Below are 16,984 nucleotides of genomic sequence, written 5' to 3'. Positions count from 1 at the left end.
ACGTACGGCTCATCGCCGTACCCGAAAAGTGCCCCGCGCCCACTCCAACGCCCGCCGGCCCTGGTCCACGGCGACCCCCGACGGCGACGGGCCCACCCGAGAGGGCACGGAGCCGGAACGGTCAGGTCAGGAGGAGGCCGGTCACCCAGAGGGCGGCGACGGTCAGACCGGCCAGGAACTCCACGAGCATCGACAGGCCGACCGCCTTGATGGCCTGCACGGTGGACGGCCAGGCGAGCCGGTTGCTGCCCAGCCGCAGGCGCTCCGCCGCCCACACCCCGGCGACGAAGCCGAGCACCAGCCCGACGACTGGCACCACGAAGAACCCGATGACGCCGAGCACCCCGCCGGCGAGCAGCGTGGACATCGGCACGCCCGTGTTCTTCAGGTTCCGGCCCGGCCACGCGTACTTGATCACGGCGCCGCCCGCCGCGACGACCGTGGCGGCGGCGAACACCGCCCAACCACCCGTCCCGGCACCGCCGAAGATCGCCCAGACCAGCACGCCGCCCCAGCACAGCGGCAACGCCGGCAGACCGGGCACCACCACGCCGGCCAGTCCGGCCAGGATGGCCAGCCCGGCCACCACCGTCACCGCCGTCTGCGAATCCGTCAGGTCCACGCCGTCACCTTCCCTCGCCGCCATCCGACCGAACCGAGCCAACCGGACCAGAAGGGCCGCCGCGCACACCGTCCCGCGGGCGGTGCGGTTGCGCGCCCGCACGAGCCGTCGGCGACCCGATCCCCGCTCACGCCGCCCCGTCGCGCAGTCGCGCGGTGATCGCGTCGGCCGGGACCGGGGCGCCGAAGTACCGGCCCTGCCCGGTGTCGCACCGCAGCGCCCGCAGCCGTTCGGCCTGCACCCCGGTCTCGACCGCCTCGGCGGTGACCCACAGCTCCAGGGCGTGCGCCAAGCGGACCAACGCGTCGACGATCCGTTCGTCGCGGTGGTCGGCCACGACGTCGGTGCCGTCGGCGCGGATCCCCTCGACGAAAGGGCCGGCGAGCTTCAGCGAGTGGATCGGCAGCCGCCGCAGGTACGCGAGGTTGGAGTAACCGGTGCCGAAGTCGTCCACGGCCAGCCGGACGCCGAGCGCGGCGAGCCGATGCAGGCTGCGCAGGGGCTCACCGGCGCTGCCCATCACGGCGCTCTCGGTCAGCTCCAACTGGAGCAGGTCGGCGGGCAGTCCGCTGGTGTGCAGCACGTCCGCCACCGTGTCCACGATGGCCGGGTCGTCGGCCTGCCGCGCGGCCAGGTTGACGCTCACCACCAGCCGGGCGTCGGGAAACTCCCGCCACCACCGCTCGGCGTCGTGACAGGCCCGCCGCAGCACCCACTCGCCGAGCCGGACGATCAGGCCGGTCTCCTCGGCCAGGCCGATGAACCGGTCCGGCAGGATCAGGCCCAACTCCGGGTGCTCCCACCGGACCAACGCCTCCACCGCGAGCATGGTGCCCTCCAGCAGCGACACGATCGGCTGGTAGTGCAGCACGAACTCGCCCCGGTCAAGTGCGGCCGGCAACCCGGCGACAAGTGCCGACCGGGCGATGTCGCGGGCGCTGCGCTCCGGGTCGTAGACCGCCCAGCGGCCCCGGCCCTCCCCCTTCGCCCAGTAGAGCGTGGTGTCCGCCGCCTTCATCAGCTCGGACGGGCTGGTCTCCGCCGCCGGGCACTGCACGATGCCCACGCTTGCCGACACGGCCAACTGGTGGTCACCGACGTGCACTGGGGCGGCGACGGCGGCCAACGCGGACTCCGCGACGGCCACCGCGTCGTCGATGTCGTCCCCGCCGTCGACCAGGATCACGAACTCGTCGCCACCCATCCGGGCGACCAGGTGGCCGTGGTCGGCCACGCACGCGGCCAGCCTGCGGCCGATCATCACCAGCAGCCGGTCGCCGAGGTCGTGGCCGAGACTGTCGTTGATCGCCTTGAAACCGTCCAGGTCGAGGAAGCACACCCCGACCCGCTGGCCGGCGCCCGCGGCGTCGAGGACCCGGCCCAGCGTCTCGAAGAACAACGTCCGGTTGGGCAGCCCGGTCAGTGGGTCGTGCAGCGCCTGGAAGCGCAGCCGCTGCTGGAGTTCGTACCGCTGGGTGATGTCCTCGATCATCGCTACGGTGAACCGGGGTCGCCCGTCGCCGTGTCGGATCAGCGAGACGGCCAGGTCCGTCCAGACCACACTGCCGTCCTTCCGGTGGTAGCGCTTCTCCACCCGGGCGACGTCGTGCTTGCCGTCGATCAGCTCCTGGTAGAGCTCCCACATCCCGGCGGCGTCGTCGGCGTGGAACAGCGCCGCCACGGCACTGCCGCGCAACTCCTCGATCGAGTAGCCGAGCATGTCGGCGAACGCCTGGTTGACGTCGATGATCTGGCCGTCCACGCCGGCGATGCCGATGCCGATCGCGGCACCTGTGAAGACCGCCCGGAAGCGTGCCTCGCTGTCGCGCAGCGCCTGCTCCACCTGGTCACGTGCCTGCCAGGCAGACCTGGCGATCTGCTCCTGCTGGCGGAAGGTGCGGTCGCGCAGCGCGCGTGCGAACCCCGCCGCCAGCCCGCCCTGCATCGCCGCGACCCGCTCCGCCAGGTCCGCCGGCCGGTCGACGGCGGGGAGCACCCGGTCCGGGAAATCCGTGCCGAGGGCCCGCAGCGTCCAGTCCAGGGCCTGCGGTGCGGTGAAGTGCGCCTCGACGAGCGCCCGCCCGACCGCCTCGGCCGGGCCGGCACTGAACGGTTCCGCACGCACCGCCTGCGCCAGTCGGATCGTGTGCGCCAGCAGCAGCCGCTCGGTCTCCGCCACGCTCAGCGGCACGAAACCGAGGCGGCGGATCGCGCGGGCCCAGTCGGCGGCGTACCCCTGGGCGTCGGCCCGGTCGACGGGGTCCCCGACGGCGGACACGTCGATCAGCCGGCAGGCTGGTCGTACCGGGCCACGCCGCCGAAGGCGCCGAACCGCTCCGGGTGCTCGTCCACGTCGGACGGCGAGTCGGGACGCCAGAGCGGCATGTGCACCACGCCCGGTTCGAGGACCGTCCAGTTGCCGAAGAAGCCGGTGACCTGCGCCCGGGAGCGCAGGGTGATCTCGGTGTCCGTCCGTGCGGAGAGCCGCTGGGCGTCCAGCATCTCCTGCGGCTGGTCCTCGAACGTGGAGTGCGAGATGACCAGGAAGCTGCCCGGCGCGGCGACGGCCCGCAGCGCGGCCAGGATCTCCTCCGGCCGGTCGCCGTCCGGGATGAAGTGCACCACCCCGGCGAGCAGGATGCCCATCGGCCGACTGAAGTCGATCAGCCCGAGCCGCCGGGTCTCGGCGAGGATCCGCTCCGGCTCCCGCAGGTCGGCGTGGATGACACCGGTCAGCTCGTTGCCGGCGAGCAACTCCCGGCTGTGCGCGACCGCCACCGGGTCGATGTCGACGTACACCACCCGGGCCTTCGGGTTGACCGCCTGGGCAACCTCGTGCACGTTGCCCACCGTGGGAATTCCGGAGCCGATGTCGAGGAACTGGTCGATGCCGGCATCGAGGAGCACCCGGACGGCCCGCCGCAGGAACTCCCGGCCGGAGCGCATGGTGGCGGCGAGATTCGGCGTCATGCTGGCGATCTGCTCGGCCAGTTGCCGGTCGATCTCGAAGTTGTGCGCCCCGCCCAGGAAATAGTCGTACACCCGGGCCGCGCTCGGCCTGGTCAGATCGATCTCGGTCGGCAGTCCGTCCGGCATCAGCGTGCTCCCCAGTTCATCGCCGCGGCGCGGGACAGCACCGGCGTCGACGGCGTGCGCGAGCACCGGCCGACCCGCGGGTCGTGTGGTGTGGACCACTCTAGGCGGCTGACTCCAGCAACAGCGAGATGCCTTGACCGACGCCGATGCACATGGTGGCGAGCGCCAGGCGTCCGCCGCGACGGCGCAACTCCAGGGCGGCCGTCAGCGCCAGCCGCGCGCCGCTGGCGCCGAGCGGGTGGCCCAACGCGATGGCCCCACCGTTCGGGTTGACGTGGTCGGCGTCCACGGGCAGACCCAGCTCCCGCAACACCGCCACGGACTGCGCGGCGAACGCCTCGTTCAACTCCACCACGTCCACCGCGCCGACCTCGACGCCCACCCGGTCGAGCAGCTTGCGGGTGGCCGGCACCGGGCCGATCCCCATGATCCGGGGCGGCACGCCGGCCACCGCCGCACCGCCGATCCGGGCCAGCGGGGTGAGGCCGTACCGGTGCACCGCCGCCTCGCTCGCCACCAGCAGCGCGACCGCGCCGTCGTTGACGCCCGAGGAGTTGCCCGCGGTGACCGTGCCGCCGTCGCGGAACGGGGTGGGCAGCGCGGCCAACTTCGCAAGCGTGGTCTCCCGGGGGTGCTCGTCGACCTCGACCAGCCGCGTCTCGCGCCGACCAGCCGGCACGGACACCGCCACGATCTCCTCGGCGAACCGGCCGTCGGCCTGCGCCTTGGCCGCACGCTGCTGGGAGCGGTACGCGAAGGCGTCCTGCTCGGCCCGGCTGACGTTGTACTCGGCGGCCACGTTCTCCGCCGTCTCCGGCATCGAGTCGACGCCCCACCCGTCGCGCATCAACGGGTTGACCAGCCGCCAGCCCAGGGTGGTGTCGTACACCTCGGCCGAGCGGGAGTACGCCGACGTCGCCTTCGGCATGACGAACGGCGCCCGGCTCATGCTCTCCACCCCGCCGGCGATCATCAACTCCGCGTCCCCGGCCACGATGGCTCGGGCGGCGGTGGCCAGGGCGTCCAGGCCCGAGCCGCAGAGCCGGTTGACGGTGCTGCCCGGCACCTCCTCGGGCAGGCCGGCCAGCAGCGCCGCCATCCGGGCCACGTTGCGGTTGTCCTCGCCGGCCTGGTTGGCGCAGCCGAGCACGACGTCGTCCACCCGCGCCCAGTCCACCGACGGGTGGCGGGCGACCAGTTCACGGATCACGTGGGCGGCCAGGTCGTCGGGGCGGACGCCGGCCAGCGCGCCGGCGTACCGGCCGATCGGGGTACGGACACCGGCCACCAGGTATGCCACGGTCATCGCGAGTCCTTCGGGGGTGGGAAGGGCGGGGGTGCGGGCGTCCGCCGGGTCGCAGGGGACTCCCGAGCCGCCAGGATATCCACGCTCCCAGCGGATAGGTTGGCGGCATGGCTCGGGCCCAGTTCAGCGCAGAGACCAACAGTGGTGGGGGTTTCGTCCGCCAGCCCAACCGGTTCACCGGTCGGGTCACCGCCGACTCGACCTCCCCACCCGGCGGCGGCCCGGACGAGCAGGACCGCTGGCCGCTGGAGGCCGGCCGGTACCGGCTGATCTGGTGCCGGGCCTGCCCGTGGGCGCACCGGGCGAGGATCGTGCGCGGCCTGCTCGGGTTGGACGACGCGATCTCGCTGGGCACCGTCGACCCGATCCGCGACGAGCGGGGCTGGGCGTTCGCCCTGGACCCGGACGGCTTCGACCCGGTCCTCGGCGTGAGCTTCCTCTCCGAGGCGTACCTGTCCACCGACCCGGACTACACCGGCCGGGTGACAGTGCCGGCGCTCGTCGACACGCTTACCGGCCGGGTGGTCACCAACGACTACCCGCAGCTCACCCTCGACTTCTCCACGCAGTGGCGGTCGCTGCACGCGCCCGACGCGCCGGACCTGTACCCGGTCGCCCTGCGCCCGGAGATGGACGCGCTGATGGCCGAGATCCACCGCGACGTCAACAACGGGGTCTACCGGTGCGGGTTCGCCACCTCGCAGGAGGCGTACGACGAGGCGTTCCGGGCGCTCTTCGCCCGGCTGGACGCGCTCTCCGAGCGACTGGCCGGGCAGCGTTACCTGATGGGTGAGGCGATCACCGAGGCCGACGTGCGGCTGTTCACCACGCTTGTCCGCTTCGACGCCGCCTACCACGGCCACTTCAAGTGCAACCGCGACAAGCTGACCGAGATGCCGGTCCTGTGGGCGTACGCGCGGGACCTGTTCCAGACCCCGGGTTTCGGCGAGACCGTCGACTTCGACCACATCAAGCGGCACTACTACGGCACCCATCGGGAGATCAACCCCAGCGGCATCGTGCCACTCGGCCCGGACGAGTCCGGCTGGCACACACCACACGGGCGTGGCTGAGCCGGGTCGCTCCGGCACCACGACCGCGCCGAGGGCCGGCGCGGACGTCGCCCGCCGGGCCGCCGGTTCCGCCGCGGCGGGTTGCGCGCTGGCCGGGGCGGTGGCGGTGACGGTCGCCGTGGTCGCCGGTCCCGGTCCCGGTTTCAGCGGGTACGTCAGCGAGTCCGGCATCGCCGGCGGTGCACAGGCCGCGACGTACCGGATCGGGATCCTCGCCCTGGCCGCCGCGTTGCTGTTGATCGGCGCCGCGCTGCCTCCCGGGGTGTGGGCGGCCGCGCCGGCGCTGCTCGCCACCGGTGCCGTGTTCACGGCGGTGTCCGGGGCGGTGACCTGCTCCGCCGGCTGCCCGCTGCCACCGTTCGAGCGAGCCACGAACGCGGATCTGGTGCACGGCGGCGCGAGCATCGCGGCCACCGCGTCGGTGGTCTTCGCCATGCTCACGCTCGCCGTGTCCGGGCCGGCCGGCCCGGCGGTGCGCCGGCTGGCCGGTGTGACAGCGGCGCTGGCCCTCCCGCTCTGCGCGACGGCCGGGCTGGCCATGCTCGTCGTCGGCCGGGGCGCGGTGGTGGGGGTGCTGGAGCGGCTGGTCCTCGTGCTGCTTGTCGTCTGGGGCCTCGCCACCGCCACCGTGCTGGCCCTGGACCGCCGGCCGGCACGGCGCTTGTAAGGATCCTCACGTCGACCGCTCCTTGCGATACCCGGCCAGCGGCGTATTCTCGCCTAGCGATGACCAATGTCTGGGGCCTCACCGTCCGCCTGTATGTCGATCTCCGACTACAGGCCAGCGGCATCTGTCCGGGCTAGCTGCGTTTCCACGCCTGCCCCGATCAGACCGGACAATTGGATAGATTCCTCATGCCCTTCAGCCTGCGCAAGATTCCCTTCTCCGTGCAGATCCTGCTCGGCCTCGTGCTCGGCGTCGCGCTGGGCTTCGTGGCCCGCGCCAACGACGTGAGCTGGCTGACCAGCACCCTGCACACCGTCGGTGGCCTCTTCATCCAGCTACTCAAGCTGGCCGTACCGCCGCTTGTCTTCACCGCCATCGTGGTCAGCGTGGTCAGCCTGCGCGGCGTCGCGAACGCCGCCCGGCTCGCGCTCAAGACCCTGATGTGGTTCGGCATCACCGCGCTGATTTCGGTGAGCATCGGCATCGGCCTCGGCCTGCTCACCAACCCGGGTAAGGGCGTGTCCCTCGACCTGGGCGGCGCGACCCCGCCGAAGAACACCGGCTCGTGGACCGACTTCCTCACCGGCATCGTGCCCACCAACCCGGTCGGCGCGTTCGTCGAGGGCAACGTCCTGCAGATCGTCTTCCTCGCCCTCGTCGTCGGTGCGGCGGCCCTGCTGGTCGGCGACGCCGCCGAACCGTTCGTCGCGCTGAACCGCTCCCTGCTGGAGATCGTCCAGAAGGCGCTCTGGTGGGTCATCCGCCTCGCACCGATCGGCACCCTCGGCCTGATCGGCAACGCCGTCGCCTCGTACGGCTGGGACCTGCTGGCCCCCCTCGCGAAGTTCACCACCGCCGTCTACGTCGGCTGCGCCATCGTGCTGTTCGTGGTCTACCCGCTGGTGCTGATCCTCGCCGGCCGCCTCAACCCGCTGCGCTTCTTCGCCGGCGCCTGGCCGGCGATCGAGCTGGCCTTCGTGTCCCGCTCCTCGGTCGGCACCATGCCGGTGACGCAGCGCTCCGTCGAGCGGCTCGGCGTCCCCCGCGAGTACGCCTCCTTCGCGGTGCCGTTCGGCGCGACCACGAAGATGGACGGTTGCGCCGCCATCTACCCGGCACTTGCCGCGATCTTCGTGGCCCAGGTCTTCGGCGTGCACCTCGGCGTCACCGACTACCTGCTCATCGCGTTCGTCTCGGTGGTTGGCTCGGCGGCCACCGCCGGCCTGACCGGCGCGATCGTGATGCTCACCCTGACCCTCAGCACGCTGGGCCTGCCGCTGGCGGGCGCCGGCCTGCTGCTGGCCATCGACCCGATCCTGGACATGATCCGCACCGCCACCAACGTGGCCGGGCAGGCCCTGGTGCCGACAGTGGTCGCCGCCCGCGAGGGCACCCTCGACCGGGTCGCGTACGAGTCCGCCGGCCGGCGTGACCTGATCGACCCGGAGCCGGCCACGGAGTCCCGGCCGGACCGGCAGGACGAGCTGAGCCCCGTTCCCGCCTGACCGGAGCAGATGTGACGGCGACCGGCCCCTCTTTGGAGGGGCCGGTCGCCGTCGTCGAGAGGATGACCCCCATGAGTTCTCTGTTCACTCCCCTGGCCCTGCGCGCCGTCACCCTGCCCAACCGGGTCGCCGTGGCGCCGATGTGCCAGTACTCCGCCGGCCCGGACGGGCTGCCCACCGACTGGCACCTGATCCACCTGGGCAGCCGCGCGGTCGGCGGCGCCGGGCTGGTGCTGACCGAGGCGACCGCCGTGCTCCCCGAGGGGCGGATCAGCCCGCAGGACACCGGGCTGTGGTCCGACGCGCACGTCGACGCGTGGCGACCGGTGACCGCGTTCGTCGCCGCCCACGGCGCGGTGCCGGCCGTGCAGCTCGCGCACGCCGGGTTCAAGGCCTCCACCTACCGGCCGTGGGCGTCGGAACGTGGTGGCGTGCCGGACGCCGAGGGCGGCTGGACGCCCGTCGCGCCCGGTTCGGAGCCGTTCACCGCCGGCTACCGGACGCCGACCGCTCTCGACGAGGCCGGCATCGCCGGTGTGGTCGAGGCCTTCGCGACGGCCGCCGAACGCGCGCTGGCCGCCGGCTTCGCCGCCGTGGAGATCCACGCCGCGCACGGTTACCTGCTCAACGAGTTCCTCTCGCCGCTGACCAATCACCGCACCGACGGCTACGGAGGCGACCGGGCCGCCCGGATGCGACTCACAGTGGAGGTGGCCCGCGCGGTACGCGCCGCCGTCGGCGAGGACGTGCCGGTGCTGACCCGCATCTCGGCCACCGACTGGGTCGAGGGCGGTTGGACGATCGAGGACAGCGTGGTGCTCGCCGGCGAGCTGGCCGGTGTCGGCGTCGACCTGGTCGACGCCTCCTCGGGTGGCGTCAGCACGGACCAGCGCGTCCCGTTCGGCCCCGGCTACCAGGTGCCGCTGGCCGCCCAGATCCGCCGCGAGGCCGGCGTGCCCACCGGCGCGGTGGGCCTGATCGTCGAGCCCGAGCACGCCGAGCAGATCGTCGCGGGCGGCGACGCCGATCTGGTGCTGCTCGGCCGGGAGTTGCTGCGCGACCCGTACTGGCCGCGCCGGGCCGCCGCCAAGCTCGGCGTCGCCTACACCGGGCCGGCGCAGTACCTCCGCGCCTCCTGATCCCCGTCGGCCGGGTGGCTGCCGTGTCCGGCGCCACCCGGCCGTCAGCCGGCCAGATGTGACCAGTCGCCCTCCAGGTCCCGCCAGGTGCCCTGGGCGGCCACCGTGCCGGCGTGCAGCACCACCACGTGGTCGGCGCGGACCAGCGCGGCGCGTTTGGCGGTCGAGCCGACCACTGTCACCCCGTGTCCGCGCAACGCCTGCCACAACGCCAGCTCGGTGGTGACGTCCAGCGCCGACGACACGTCGTCGGCGACCAACAGTTCGGTACGCGGTGCCAGCGCCCGAGCCAACGCCAACCGCTGCAACTGCCCGCCGGAGAGCCGGGTGCCCTTGTGCCCGATGAGCAGGCCCAGCCCACCGCCGGCGGCGGCCAGGTCGTGGTCGAGCTGGGCGGTGCTGACCGCGTCGGCCGCGTCCACCTGGTGCCCGAGCGCGATGTTGTCGGCGACCGTGCCGGACAGCACCCGGGGCAACTGGCCGACGTAGCCGACCTGGTTGGGGCGCAGGAACAGCTCCGGCTCGGTGACCGGGTCGCCGTTCCAGGCCAGCTCACCGGTGTGGTGCACGATCCCCGCCAGTGCCCGCAGCAGCGAGGACTTGCCCGACCCCACCGGCCCGACGACAAGCACCAACTGCCCCCGCTGCACGGTCAGGTCCACGTCGCGGACGGCCACCGTGCCGTCGGAGTGCACCACCCCGAAACCGCGCAGCTCCAACCGTCGCAGCGGATGCCGCGGCGCGGGCGTCGGCGCGGGCGCCGTCCCGGCGGCCAGGTCGACAGCGGCAACCCCCGCGGAGTACGTGCTCACCCCGGTCATCGCCACCGTGCGCCGCGTCCAGACCCGCGCCGACGGTAGCTGGGAGATCAGCGAAGCGGTGGTCCAGGCGAACCAGCGCGCCGCGCCCAACGTGGAGACGGCCACCAGCACCGCCCCGGCGGAGAGCGAGCCGCCCAGGTAGAACGCCCACGCGCCGATCGGCAACAGTCCGCTGGCCATCGACGGCGTGGAACGCGCCCACACCTGCACCGAGATCTCCCGCCGCTGCCGGTCGCTGCGCAGCACGTCCAGGCTCGCCAGGTGGCGCAGCGCCGCCGTGGTCGCGCCGGCGAGCTTCACCGTCCGCGCCGCGGAGAGCGCGGAGACCAGCGCCGTGGCGAAGGCGGCCCGCGCCGACACAGTCGCCCGGGCCGCGCGTTCGAGTTTCGGCCCGAACAGCGTCGCGGCCAGCCCGGAGACGACCATCGTGCCGAGGAAGAACAGCCCTGGTACGACACTGCCGGTGACCGCCGTCATGGCGACCACCAGGACCAGCGCGACGGACTGGTCCAGCACGTTGTCGGCGAGCTGGACCACCCGCTCGGTGTCGCCACCCTGCGCCACGACCTCCGCCGGGGTGTGCGAACTGACCCGGCGCGGCCCGGTCTGGCCGTGCACCAGACGCAGGCCGATCCGCAGCATCTGCCGCACCCACCACTGCGGGAACCAGACGTGGGTGTAGTACGGCAGCGGCAGTGTGACAAGCAGCCCGGCCACGATGCCGGCCGCCGGCAGGTACGCGTTGCCGGTCCCGTCGACCAGGTCGGCCCAGAGCCAGGGCAGCACCGGGCCGTCCAGCCCCAGCAGGCTCAGCCCGAGGAACAACCCGATCGCGGCCAGCCCGTACCGGGGGTCGTTCGTGCAGAGCCGGACGATCTCCCGCAGCGTCCGCGCCGGCGGCACGGGTGGCAGCGGCGGCGGGTCGGCACGCGTCGGCCCGACCTGCTCGACCCGCGCGGTGGTCGGCTCGCTGGGCCAGGCGTCGGCCGGGCCGGGGCCGACCAGCAGGTCGGTGCCCGCGCCGGCACGGCCGGCCGGTGCCACCGCGGCGTACGCGGCGGCGTGACTGGTCGCCAGCAACTCGGCGAAACGCGTGGACGTCTCCAGTGGACCGGCCTCGATCACCGCGCCGTCGGCCAGCACCACCACCTCGTCACAGCGGCGCACGGAGGAGAGTCGGTGCGCGATGACGATGCCGATCCGGTCGCGCAGCAGTCGTTCGGTGGCCCGCTGCACCCGCGCCTCGGTGACCGGATCCAGCCGTGCGGTGGCCTCGTCGAGGATCACCACGTGCGGGTCACGGACCAGGATCCGGGCGAACGCCACCAACTGCTCCTGGCCGGCGGAGAGCACGTGCCCGCCCTCTCCCAGCCGGGTCGCCAACCCGTCCGGCAACTCGGCGATCCAGCCGGCCAGGCCCAACTCGTCAAGTGCCTTCGCCGCGGCGTCGAGCAGCTCCGGGTCGTAGAGCGCGACGTTCTCGGCGAGAGTGCCGGCCAGGATCTCGGTGCGTTGCGGCACCAGTGCCACCCAGCGGCGCAACTGCTCGACGTCGAGGTCACACAGGTCGGTGCCACCGAGGAAGACCGTGCCCGACGGCACGTCGACCGCCCTGGTGAGCACCTTCGCCAACGTCGACTTGCCCGAACCGGTCCGCCCGATGAGCGCGTACGAGCGTCCGCGCGCGAAGGTGAGGCTGAGCCCGCGCAGCGCGGCTCCCCGGCCACCCTCGGGGCCGCTCACCTCGTATTCGAAGGTCAGGTCGCGGATGCGCAGGTCACCCTCGGTCGGGCTGACGCCGCCGACGGGCTCCTGCCGAGCCCGGTGCAGCAACTGCACCCGGGCCCACGCGCCCAGAGCCTCCTGGATCTCCGGCACCATCCGGCTGACGTGTTCCGCGGTGGCCCCGAAGGCCAGGGCGAGCAGCCAGATGGCGGTGAGCCGGGCGGCGTCGATCCGGTCGGTGGTCAACGCCCAGGCCCCGCCGAGCACCACCGCGCCGATGCCGGCCCGGATCGTCGCGGTGGCGGCCGCTGCCACCCGGGCGGACAACACCCACACCAGGCCGCCCCGGGACAGCACGGCGGCTGCCCGCCGGGCGTAGAGCCGCAACACGTACGGCCGGGCCAGGCTGGTGCGTACGTCGTCCTGGCCGTGCACCGCCTCCTCCATCACGGCGGCCAGGTCGGACCACGCCTCCTCCTCCCGCATCCGGGCCGGGGCGATCCGCGCGGTGGGCCTGCGCAGGCCGGCTGCGAGCAGCACCGTGAGCAGCAGCATCGCGACCCCGGCCGGCCACCACACGGCCAACGCCACGATCATCGACAACAGGCCGACGCAGAGGCCCTGGGCGAGCCGGGTGCCCTGGTTACGGATCGCCGACGCCACCTGGTAGACGTCACCGTCGATCCGGTCGAGCAGCTCACCCACCGGGGTGGTCTCCAGGGTGGGCAGGTCCTGCCCGAGAGCGACTCGGCAGAGCCGGCGGCGCACGTCGGCGGACCAGTCCGCGGTCAGGCCGGCCATCAGCAGGCTCACCGCGAGGTCGCTGAGCACCACCGCGACCAGCGCCGCGGCCAGCACGGCGAAGAAGCCGGCCGACCGGTGCACCAGCACCGCACCGGCCAGCGCCGAAGCGCCCGCCTGGCCGGCTGCGCCGAGCACGATCAGGACGGCCACTACCGTCATCCGACGTGCCGAGGTGCCCCACAGATCACGGAGCAGGCGCATGGAAGTCCTCCGGATGTGGGTTGGCGGAGACTTCAGCCTGGCGGCGCCGACGCCCAGATTCAACCGAATTTCCGGCCCTGAGCAGGGCGTCAGTCCTGGCCGACCCCGTGATCGACTCGGCTTTCGTAGAGTCGCCGTCTCAGCCCGTCCCGGATACCGCGATCTCCGCAAAGTCGAGTGGATCATCCCTGGCCTGGGTGATTGGCGGTCGATGTCGGGTTTCCCGGGTGCGAGAGGGCAAGCTGGTGCGTGGTTTGTTCGGTTTGGTGAGGTCTGGCCCGTGACCGGGTGCACCCGTGGGCCGGAATCATGGCGGGGGCGGGGTCGTTACATACCCTGACGATCGCAGCACCACGAGGCCGCCGCCCCGGTCACCGGGGTTGGAATGCGGGCCCCGGTCCGGTCGTTGCAGTCCCCCACGACCGACCGCCCCCGGTCAGCGACTACCGGGAATGACCCCCGGCCCCCGGTCGTTGCAGTCCCCACGACCGACCGCCCTGGTCACCGCCTCCAGGTGGGTGCCGGTGGAGGGGCCGTCCCCCGGAATGACCCTGGCCCCGCGGTCGTTACAACCGGTCCCGGCGCCGCGAGCCCCCCCGCTCGCAGGTCGCCGACCCCGACGCCCGGTAGGCGTCATATCGAGACTTTCCCGTTTTTGTTTGTGCAGCGCCGGACGAGGTGCTCACACCTTGTGTCGCCGACCCCCCTTGGCGGCGCGGGTGTTTCCTACCCCCGAAGGAGCTACCCCCATGAACACGATCATGCGTAAGAGTGTGCTGTCTGTTGCTGGTCTCGCGTTCGCCGGTGGTGTGTTCGCCGGCCCGATCGCCGCCCACGCCAACCCGGTCGAGGGCAAGCCCGCCGCCGTGGCCGTGCAGGCCGCCGCGCCGAAGCCGCAGGGCGACCAGTCCCACATCACCCTCAACGACGAGCAGACCGCCAACGCCAAGGCGATCATTGCCGCCACGAAGAAGGCCGGCCTGCCCGAACGCGCCGCGATCATCTCCATCGCGACGAGCCTGCAGGAGTCGAAGCTGGAGAACCTGGGCCACCTCGGCGACATGAACGACCACGACTCACTCGGCCTGTTCCAGCAGCGCCCCAGCTCGGGTTGGGGTACGCCGGAGCAGATCACCGACCCCGCCTACTCGACCACCGCGTTCCTCAAGGGCCTCCGCCAGGTTGACGGCTGGCAGGACATGCCGCTGACCCAGGCCGCGCAGACCGTCCAGGTTTCCGCTTACCCGGACGCCTACGCCCAGTGGGAGCAGCAGGCCACCGACCTGGTCGGCCAGCACTGGAACAGCTGACCCACCGCACGACACCGACCGTTGGCCGGCACCCCGCAACACCGGGGTGCCGGCCAACGGCGTTCCTCGGCTGCTCCGCAGGTGGGTTGTTGGGGTGTGCGACGCGCCGTCGGCGGCGCGGGGAAGGTGATGGCCCGCCTGGTCGGCGTTTGCTCGGAGATCTTGGACAGTTTCCGTTCGCGCGGCGGGCCCGCGAGACGGAAACTGTCCAAGATCTACCGGCGAAACGGCAGAGATCGGCCCATCGGCACACGCCCGCCGACCGGGTCACCGTGGACCGCGAGTTGCCGGGCGCCCTTGGCCACGCCGCACCCGCATGCCGCACGCGGTACCCGCACCCGCACCCGCAGGCCGCACGTCGCACATCCGCACGCCCGCACCCGCATGCAGCAGGCCGCACGCGGCCACGCGGCGACGCAGCACCAGGCACGCAGCACCAGGCACGCGGCACCCGGCACCCGGCACGCGGCGACGCAGCACTCGGCACGCGGCGACGCGGCACCCGGCCCAACAGCCAGCAGCCAGCGGGCAGCGGTCAGAAGAGGACGGTGGCGAGCGTGCCGATCGGCTGGAAGCCGCAGCGCTCGTAGACCCGGCGGGCCGGGAGGTTGAAGTCGTTGACGTACAGGCTGACCGTGGGGGCGACCCGCAGCAGCGCGTCGCGGACCACGGCTGCCATGGCAGCCGTCGCGATCCCCCGGCCCCGCCATTCCGGTGCCACCCAGACGCCCTGGACCTGGGCCGTCCGCTTGGTGACCACTGCCAACTCGGCCTTGAACACGACCTTGCCGTCGACGAAGCGGGCGTACGCCCGACCGGCCCGGACCAGGTCGTTGACCCGTCGGCGGTAGCTGCGCCCGGCGTCCTCGGCCAGTGGGGAGACGCCGACCTCCTCGGTGTACATGGCCACCGCGGCCGGGAAGAGTCGATCGACCTCGCCGGAGCGGACCTGGCGTACCTCCGGGTCGGCCGGTACGGGTGGCAGGGTGTCGGTGGCCAGCAGTGGCTGGTTGGGGCGGACGTCTCGCGCTGGCCCCCAGGTGTCGGAGAGCCGGTCCCACAGCCCGAGCACGGCATCGGCTCGGCCGACGATTGAGGAGCAGAGCCGCTCCTCGCCGGCGAGCAGATCGGCGAAGGCGGCCACCGCGGCGTCGGTCGCCAGCACCGGCGTGAGGTTGCCGCCGAGCCAGCACAGCGATTCCAGGTTGCGGCGCGTGCCGTACCCCAGGATTCTGCCCTCGGCCCGCCACCAGGAGAGCCCGCGCGCGGCGATCCGTTCGGCGACCTGCGCGCCCGCGAACGGGTCATGGTCGAGTAGTCGCTCGACCGCGCGGCGCTCCGATTCCCCCAGTTGGCGTACCGGCACCGTCAGCACGACTACCAGCCTGCCAGATCGACCCCCCGCTCCGCCGGTCGAGTGGCAAGGCCGGCACCGGCTCGGCCGGTCGGCTTGTCGGCCGGGTCCGCCCGGCCCACCTGACAACCGGGGGCACCAGTGCCCCGAGCAGGAGAAACAGGGCACCGAGCAGCAGCCAGCCCGGTACGCCCCAACCGAGCGCGAGGGTGGTCACCACCACCGGCGCGAGCATCTTGCCCAGTTCGTAACCCATGCCGTACGTCCCCTGGTACTGCCCCTGGGCGTCCGCCGGTGCCAGCCCGAAGGAGATGCCCCAGCCGGCCGCGGAGTGCCACAGCTCCCCGGTCACGTGGGCGAGCGCCCCGACGCCGAGCAGGACCACCGCGCCGACGGTGGGCAGTGCGCCGCTGGCGGCGAAGAGTACGCAGGCCAGGGCGATGGCCACGCCCGCGCGACGGGCGGCGCGGGCGGCTCCGGGCAGGGTGGTGGCGCTCTGCGCGGCGCGGACCTGGAGGAGCACCACAAGCACCGTGTTGACAAGCATCAACGCCGAGATCATCCAGATCGGTGCCCGGGTGTGCCCGGCGATCCACAGCGGCAGGGCGATGTTGAGCAGGCTGAAGTGCATGGACATCAGCCCGTCGACAAGGGTGAAGGCGAGGAACGGGCGGTCTCGCAGGGCGATCAGTCGAGGGCCGTGAGTCGGGGCGGCGACCGGGGCGACGCCGGGCAGGCGGAGGAAGATCGTCGCCGCGGCCAGGGACGCCGCCGCGGCGGTCAGGATCAGCGCGACGTAGCCGGTCCGGGTGTCGGCGGCGATGGCGAAGCCGCCGAGGACCGCGCCGACGGAGATCCCGACGTTCGTGGTGGCCCGCAGGTAGGCGCGGGTACGTACCCGCTGGTCGGCGGGGATGGCTCCGGCGATCAGCGCGCCCCGGGCGCCGCGTTCGATCGCGTCGGCGAGCGCCGTGGCGGCTCCGACCAGCACGAAGGTGGGCAACGACCGCACGGCGATCAGACCGGTGGTCAGGGTGCCGGCGGCGAACAGCGCGCCGACCTGCACGCCGCGTGGGCCGACGCGGTCGGCCAGGTAGCCGCTCGGGGTGCTGGCCAGCACGCCGACGAGCGCCGAGATGGTCAGCCCGATGCCCACCTGGGTCGCCGACAGGCCGACCGATCGGGTGAGGTAGAGCGCGCTCGCGACGAGCCAGAGCCCTCTGCCGACGGTCTTGACCAGGGTGCCGAGGGTGAGGACGCGGGCTGGACCCGGCGGTGGAAGCAGACGCATGACCGCGACGTTAGCAAGACGTACGTACGGTTTTCAATTGAGGACTTGTCGACGATGCATTGCCGATATA

General features: G+C 72.8%; 12 protein-coding genes. 5 read left to right on the top strand and 7 right to left on the bottom strand.

Annotated features, from left to right (window positions below; all coding sequences use genetic code 11):
- Nucleotides 1-121 precede the first annotated feature (121 nt).
- The 4 genes from AB0F61_RS00400 to pcaF all read right to left on the bottom strand — a co-directional run bounded on the left by AB0F61_RS00400 (nt 122) and on the right by pcaF (nt 5,024).
- A complete protein-coding gene (locus tag AB0F61_RS00400) occupies nt 122-622 on the bottom strand; it encodes a DUF456 domain-containing protein (protein ID WP_357801617.1) in 501 nt (166 codons plus the stop codon).
- Between the two features lie 127 nt (nt 623-749).
- Nucleotides 750-2,900, bottom strand: coding sequence for an EAL domain-containing protein (locus AB0F61_RS00395; protein WP_357801615.1), 2,151 nt, complete (start codon nt 2,898-2,900; stop codon nt 750-752).
- A 5-nt stretch (nt 2,901-2,905) separates the two neighbouring features.
- On the bottom strand, nt 2,906-3,718 hold the full coding sequence (locus AB0F61_RS00390; protein ID WP_357801613.1) for an SAM-dependent methyltransferase: 813 nt from the start codon (nt 3,716-3,718) through the stop codon (nt 2,906-2,908).
- 100 nt (nt 3,719-3,818) lie between these two features.
- On the bottom strand, nt 3,819-5,024 hold the full coding sequence (gene pcaF / locus AB0F61_RS00385) for a 3-oxoadipyl-CoA thiolase (RefSeq protein WP_357801610.1): 1,206 nt from the start codon (nt 5,022-5,024) through the stop codon (nt 3,819-3,821).
- A gap of 107 nt (nt 5,025-5,131) precedes the next feature.
- Here pcaF and AB0F61_RS00380 point away from each other — a divergent pair, with 107 nt between their 5' ends.
- From AB0F61_RS00380 to AB0F61_RS00365, 4 genes are all read left to right on the top strand, one after another.
- A complete protein-coding gene (locus AB0F61_RS00380) occupies nt 5,132-6,097 on the top strand; it encodes a glutathione S-transferase C-terminal domain-containing protein (protein WP_357801607.1) in 966 nt (321 codons plus the stop codon).
- Nucleotides 6,090-6,764, top strand: coding sequence for a DUF998 domain-containing protein (locus AB0F61_RS00375; RefSeq protein ID WP_357801604.1), 675 nt, complete (start codon nt 6,090-6,092; stop codon nt 6,762-6,764). Before AB0F61_RS00380 ends, AB0F61_RS00375 begins: the two co-directional genes overlap by 8 nt.
- A 200-nt stretch (nt 6,765-6,964) precedes the next feature.
- Nucleotides 6,965-8,269 (top strand): dicarboxylate/amino acid:cation symporter, encoded by a 1,305-nt coding sequence (locus AB0F61_RS00370; RefSeq protein ID WP_357802067.1) that lies wholly within the window; start codon nt 6,965-6,967, stop codon nt 8,267-8,269.
- Between the two features lie 71 nt (nt 8,270-8,340).
- The gene (locus AB0F61_RS00365; RefSeq protein WP_357801601.1) at nt 8,341-9,408 is read left to right on the top strand and encodes an NADH:flavin oxidoreductase/NADH oxidase; all 1,068 of its coding nucleotides are present in this window, start codon (nt 8,341-8,343) and stop codon (nt 9,406-9,408) included.
- Nucleotides 9,409-9,452: 44 nt separating this feature from the next.
- On the opposite strand, the gene AB0F61_RS00360 is transcribed toward AB0F61_RS00365, so the two are convergent.
- Entirely contained in the window at nt 9,453-12,959 is a 3,507-nt protein-coding gene (locus AB0F61_RS00360; RefSeq protein ID WP_357801598.1) for an ABC transporter ATP-binding protein, read from the bottom strand.
- A 749-nt stretch (nt 12,960-13,708) separates the two neighbouring features.
- Between AB0F61_RS00360 and AB0F61_RS00355 the strand changes: the two genes are divergently transcribed.
- Nucleotides 13,709-14,269: a hypothetical protein gene (locus AB0F61_RS00355; RefSeq protein ID WP_357801595.1), complete on the top strand. Its 561-nt coding sequence runs from the start codon at nt 13,709-13,711 to the stop codon at nt 14,267-14,269.
- Nucleotides 14,270-14,804: 535 nt separating this feature from the next.
- Here AB0F61_RS00355 and AB0F61_RS00350 read toward each other — a convergent pair.
- Both AB0F61_RS00350 and AB0F61_RS00345 read right to left on the bottom strand, forming a co-directional pair.
- Nucleotides 14,805-15,644 (bottom strand): GNAT family N-acetyltransferase, encoded by an 840-nt coding sequence (locus AB0F61_RS00350; RefSeq protein ID WP_357801593.1) that lies wholly within the window; start codon nt 15,642-15,644, stop codon nt 14,805-14,807.
- A complete protein-coding gene (locus tag AB0F61_RS00345) occupies nt 15,574-16,914 on the bottom strand; it encodes an MFS transporter (RefSeq protein ID WP_357801590.1) in 1,341 nt (446 codons plus the stop codon). Before AB0F61_RS00345 ends, AB0F61_RS00350 begins: the two co-directional genes overlap by 71 nt.
- Between the last annotated feature and the right edge of the window lie 70 nt (nt 16,915-16,984).

The organism is Micromonospora sp. NPDC023888, assembly GCF_040639415.1.
GTDB lineage: Bacteria > Actinomycetota > Actinomycetes > Mycobacteriales > Micromonosporaceae > Micromonospora.
The sequence above is the reverse complement of the archived record's forward strand: the minus strand, read 5'-3'. Positions and strand labels throughout refer to the sequence as shown.

What these genes read in the sequence shown, in the direction of transcription:
- AB0F61_RS00390 (WP_357801613.1), bottom strand. Translation starts at nt 3,718, where the DNA reads ATGCCGGACGGACTGCCGACCGAGATCGATCTGACCAGGCCGAGCGCG.
- pcaF (WP_357801610.1), bottom strand. Translation starts at nt 5,024, where the DNA reads ATGACCGTGGCATACCTGGTGGCCGGTGTCCGTACCCCGATCGGCCGG.
- AB0F61_RS00380 (WP_357801607.1), top strand. Translation starts at nt 5,132, where the DNA reads ATGGCTCGGGCCCAGTTCAGCGCAGAGACCAACAGTGGTGGGGGTTTC.
- AB0F61_RS00365 (WP_357801601.1), top strand. Translation starts at nt 8,341, where the DNA reads ATGAGTTCTCTGTTCACTCCCCTGGCCCTGCGCGCCGTCACCCTGCCC.
- AB0F61_RS00360 (WP_357801598.1), bottom strand. Translation starts at nt 12,959, where the DNA reads ATGCGCCTGCTCCGTGATCTGTGGGGCACCTCGGCACGTCGGATGACG.
- AB0F61_RS00355 (WP_357801595.1), top strand. Translation starts at nt 13,709, where the DNA reads ATGAACACGATCATGCGTAAGAGTGTGCTGTCTGTTGCTGGTCTCGCG.
- AB0F61_RS00345 (WP_357801590.1), bottom strand. Translation starts at nt 16,914, where the DNA reads ATGCGTCTGCTTCCACCGCCGGGTCCAGCCCGCGTCCTCACCCTCGGC.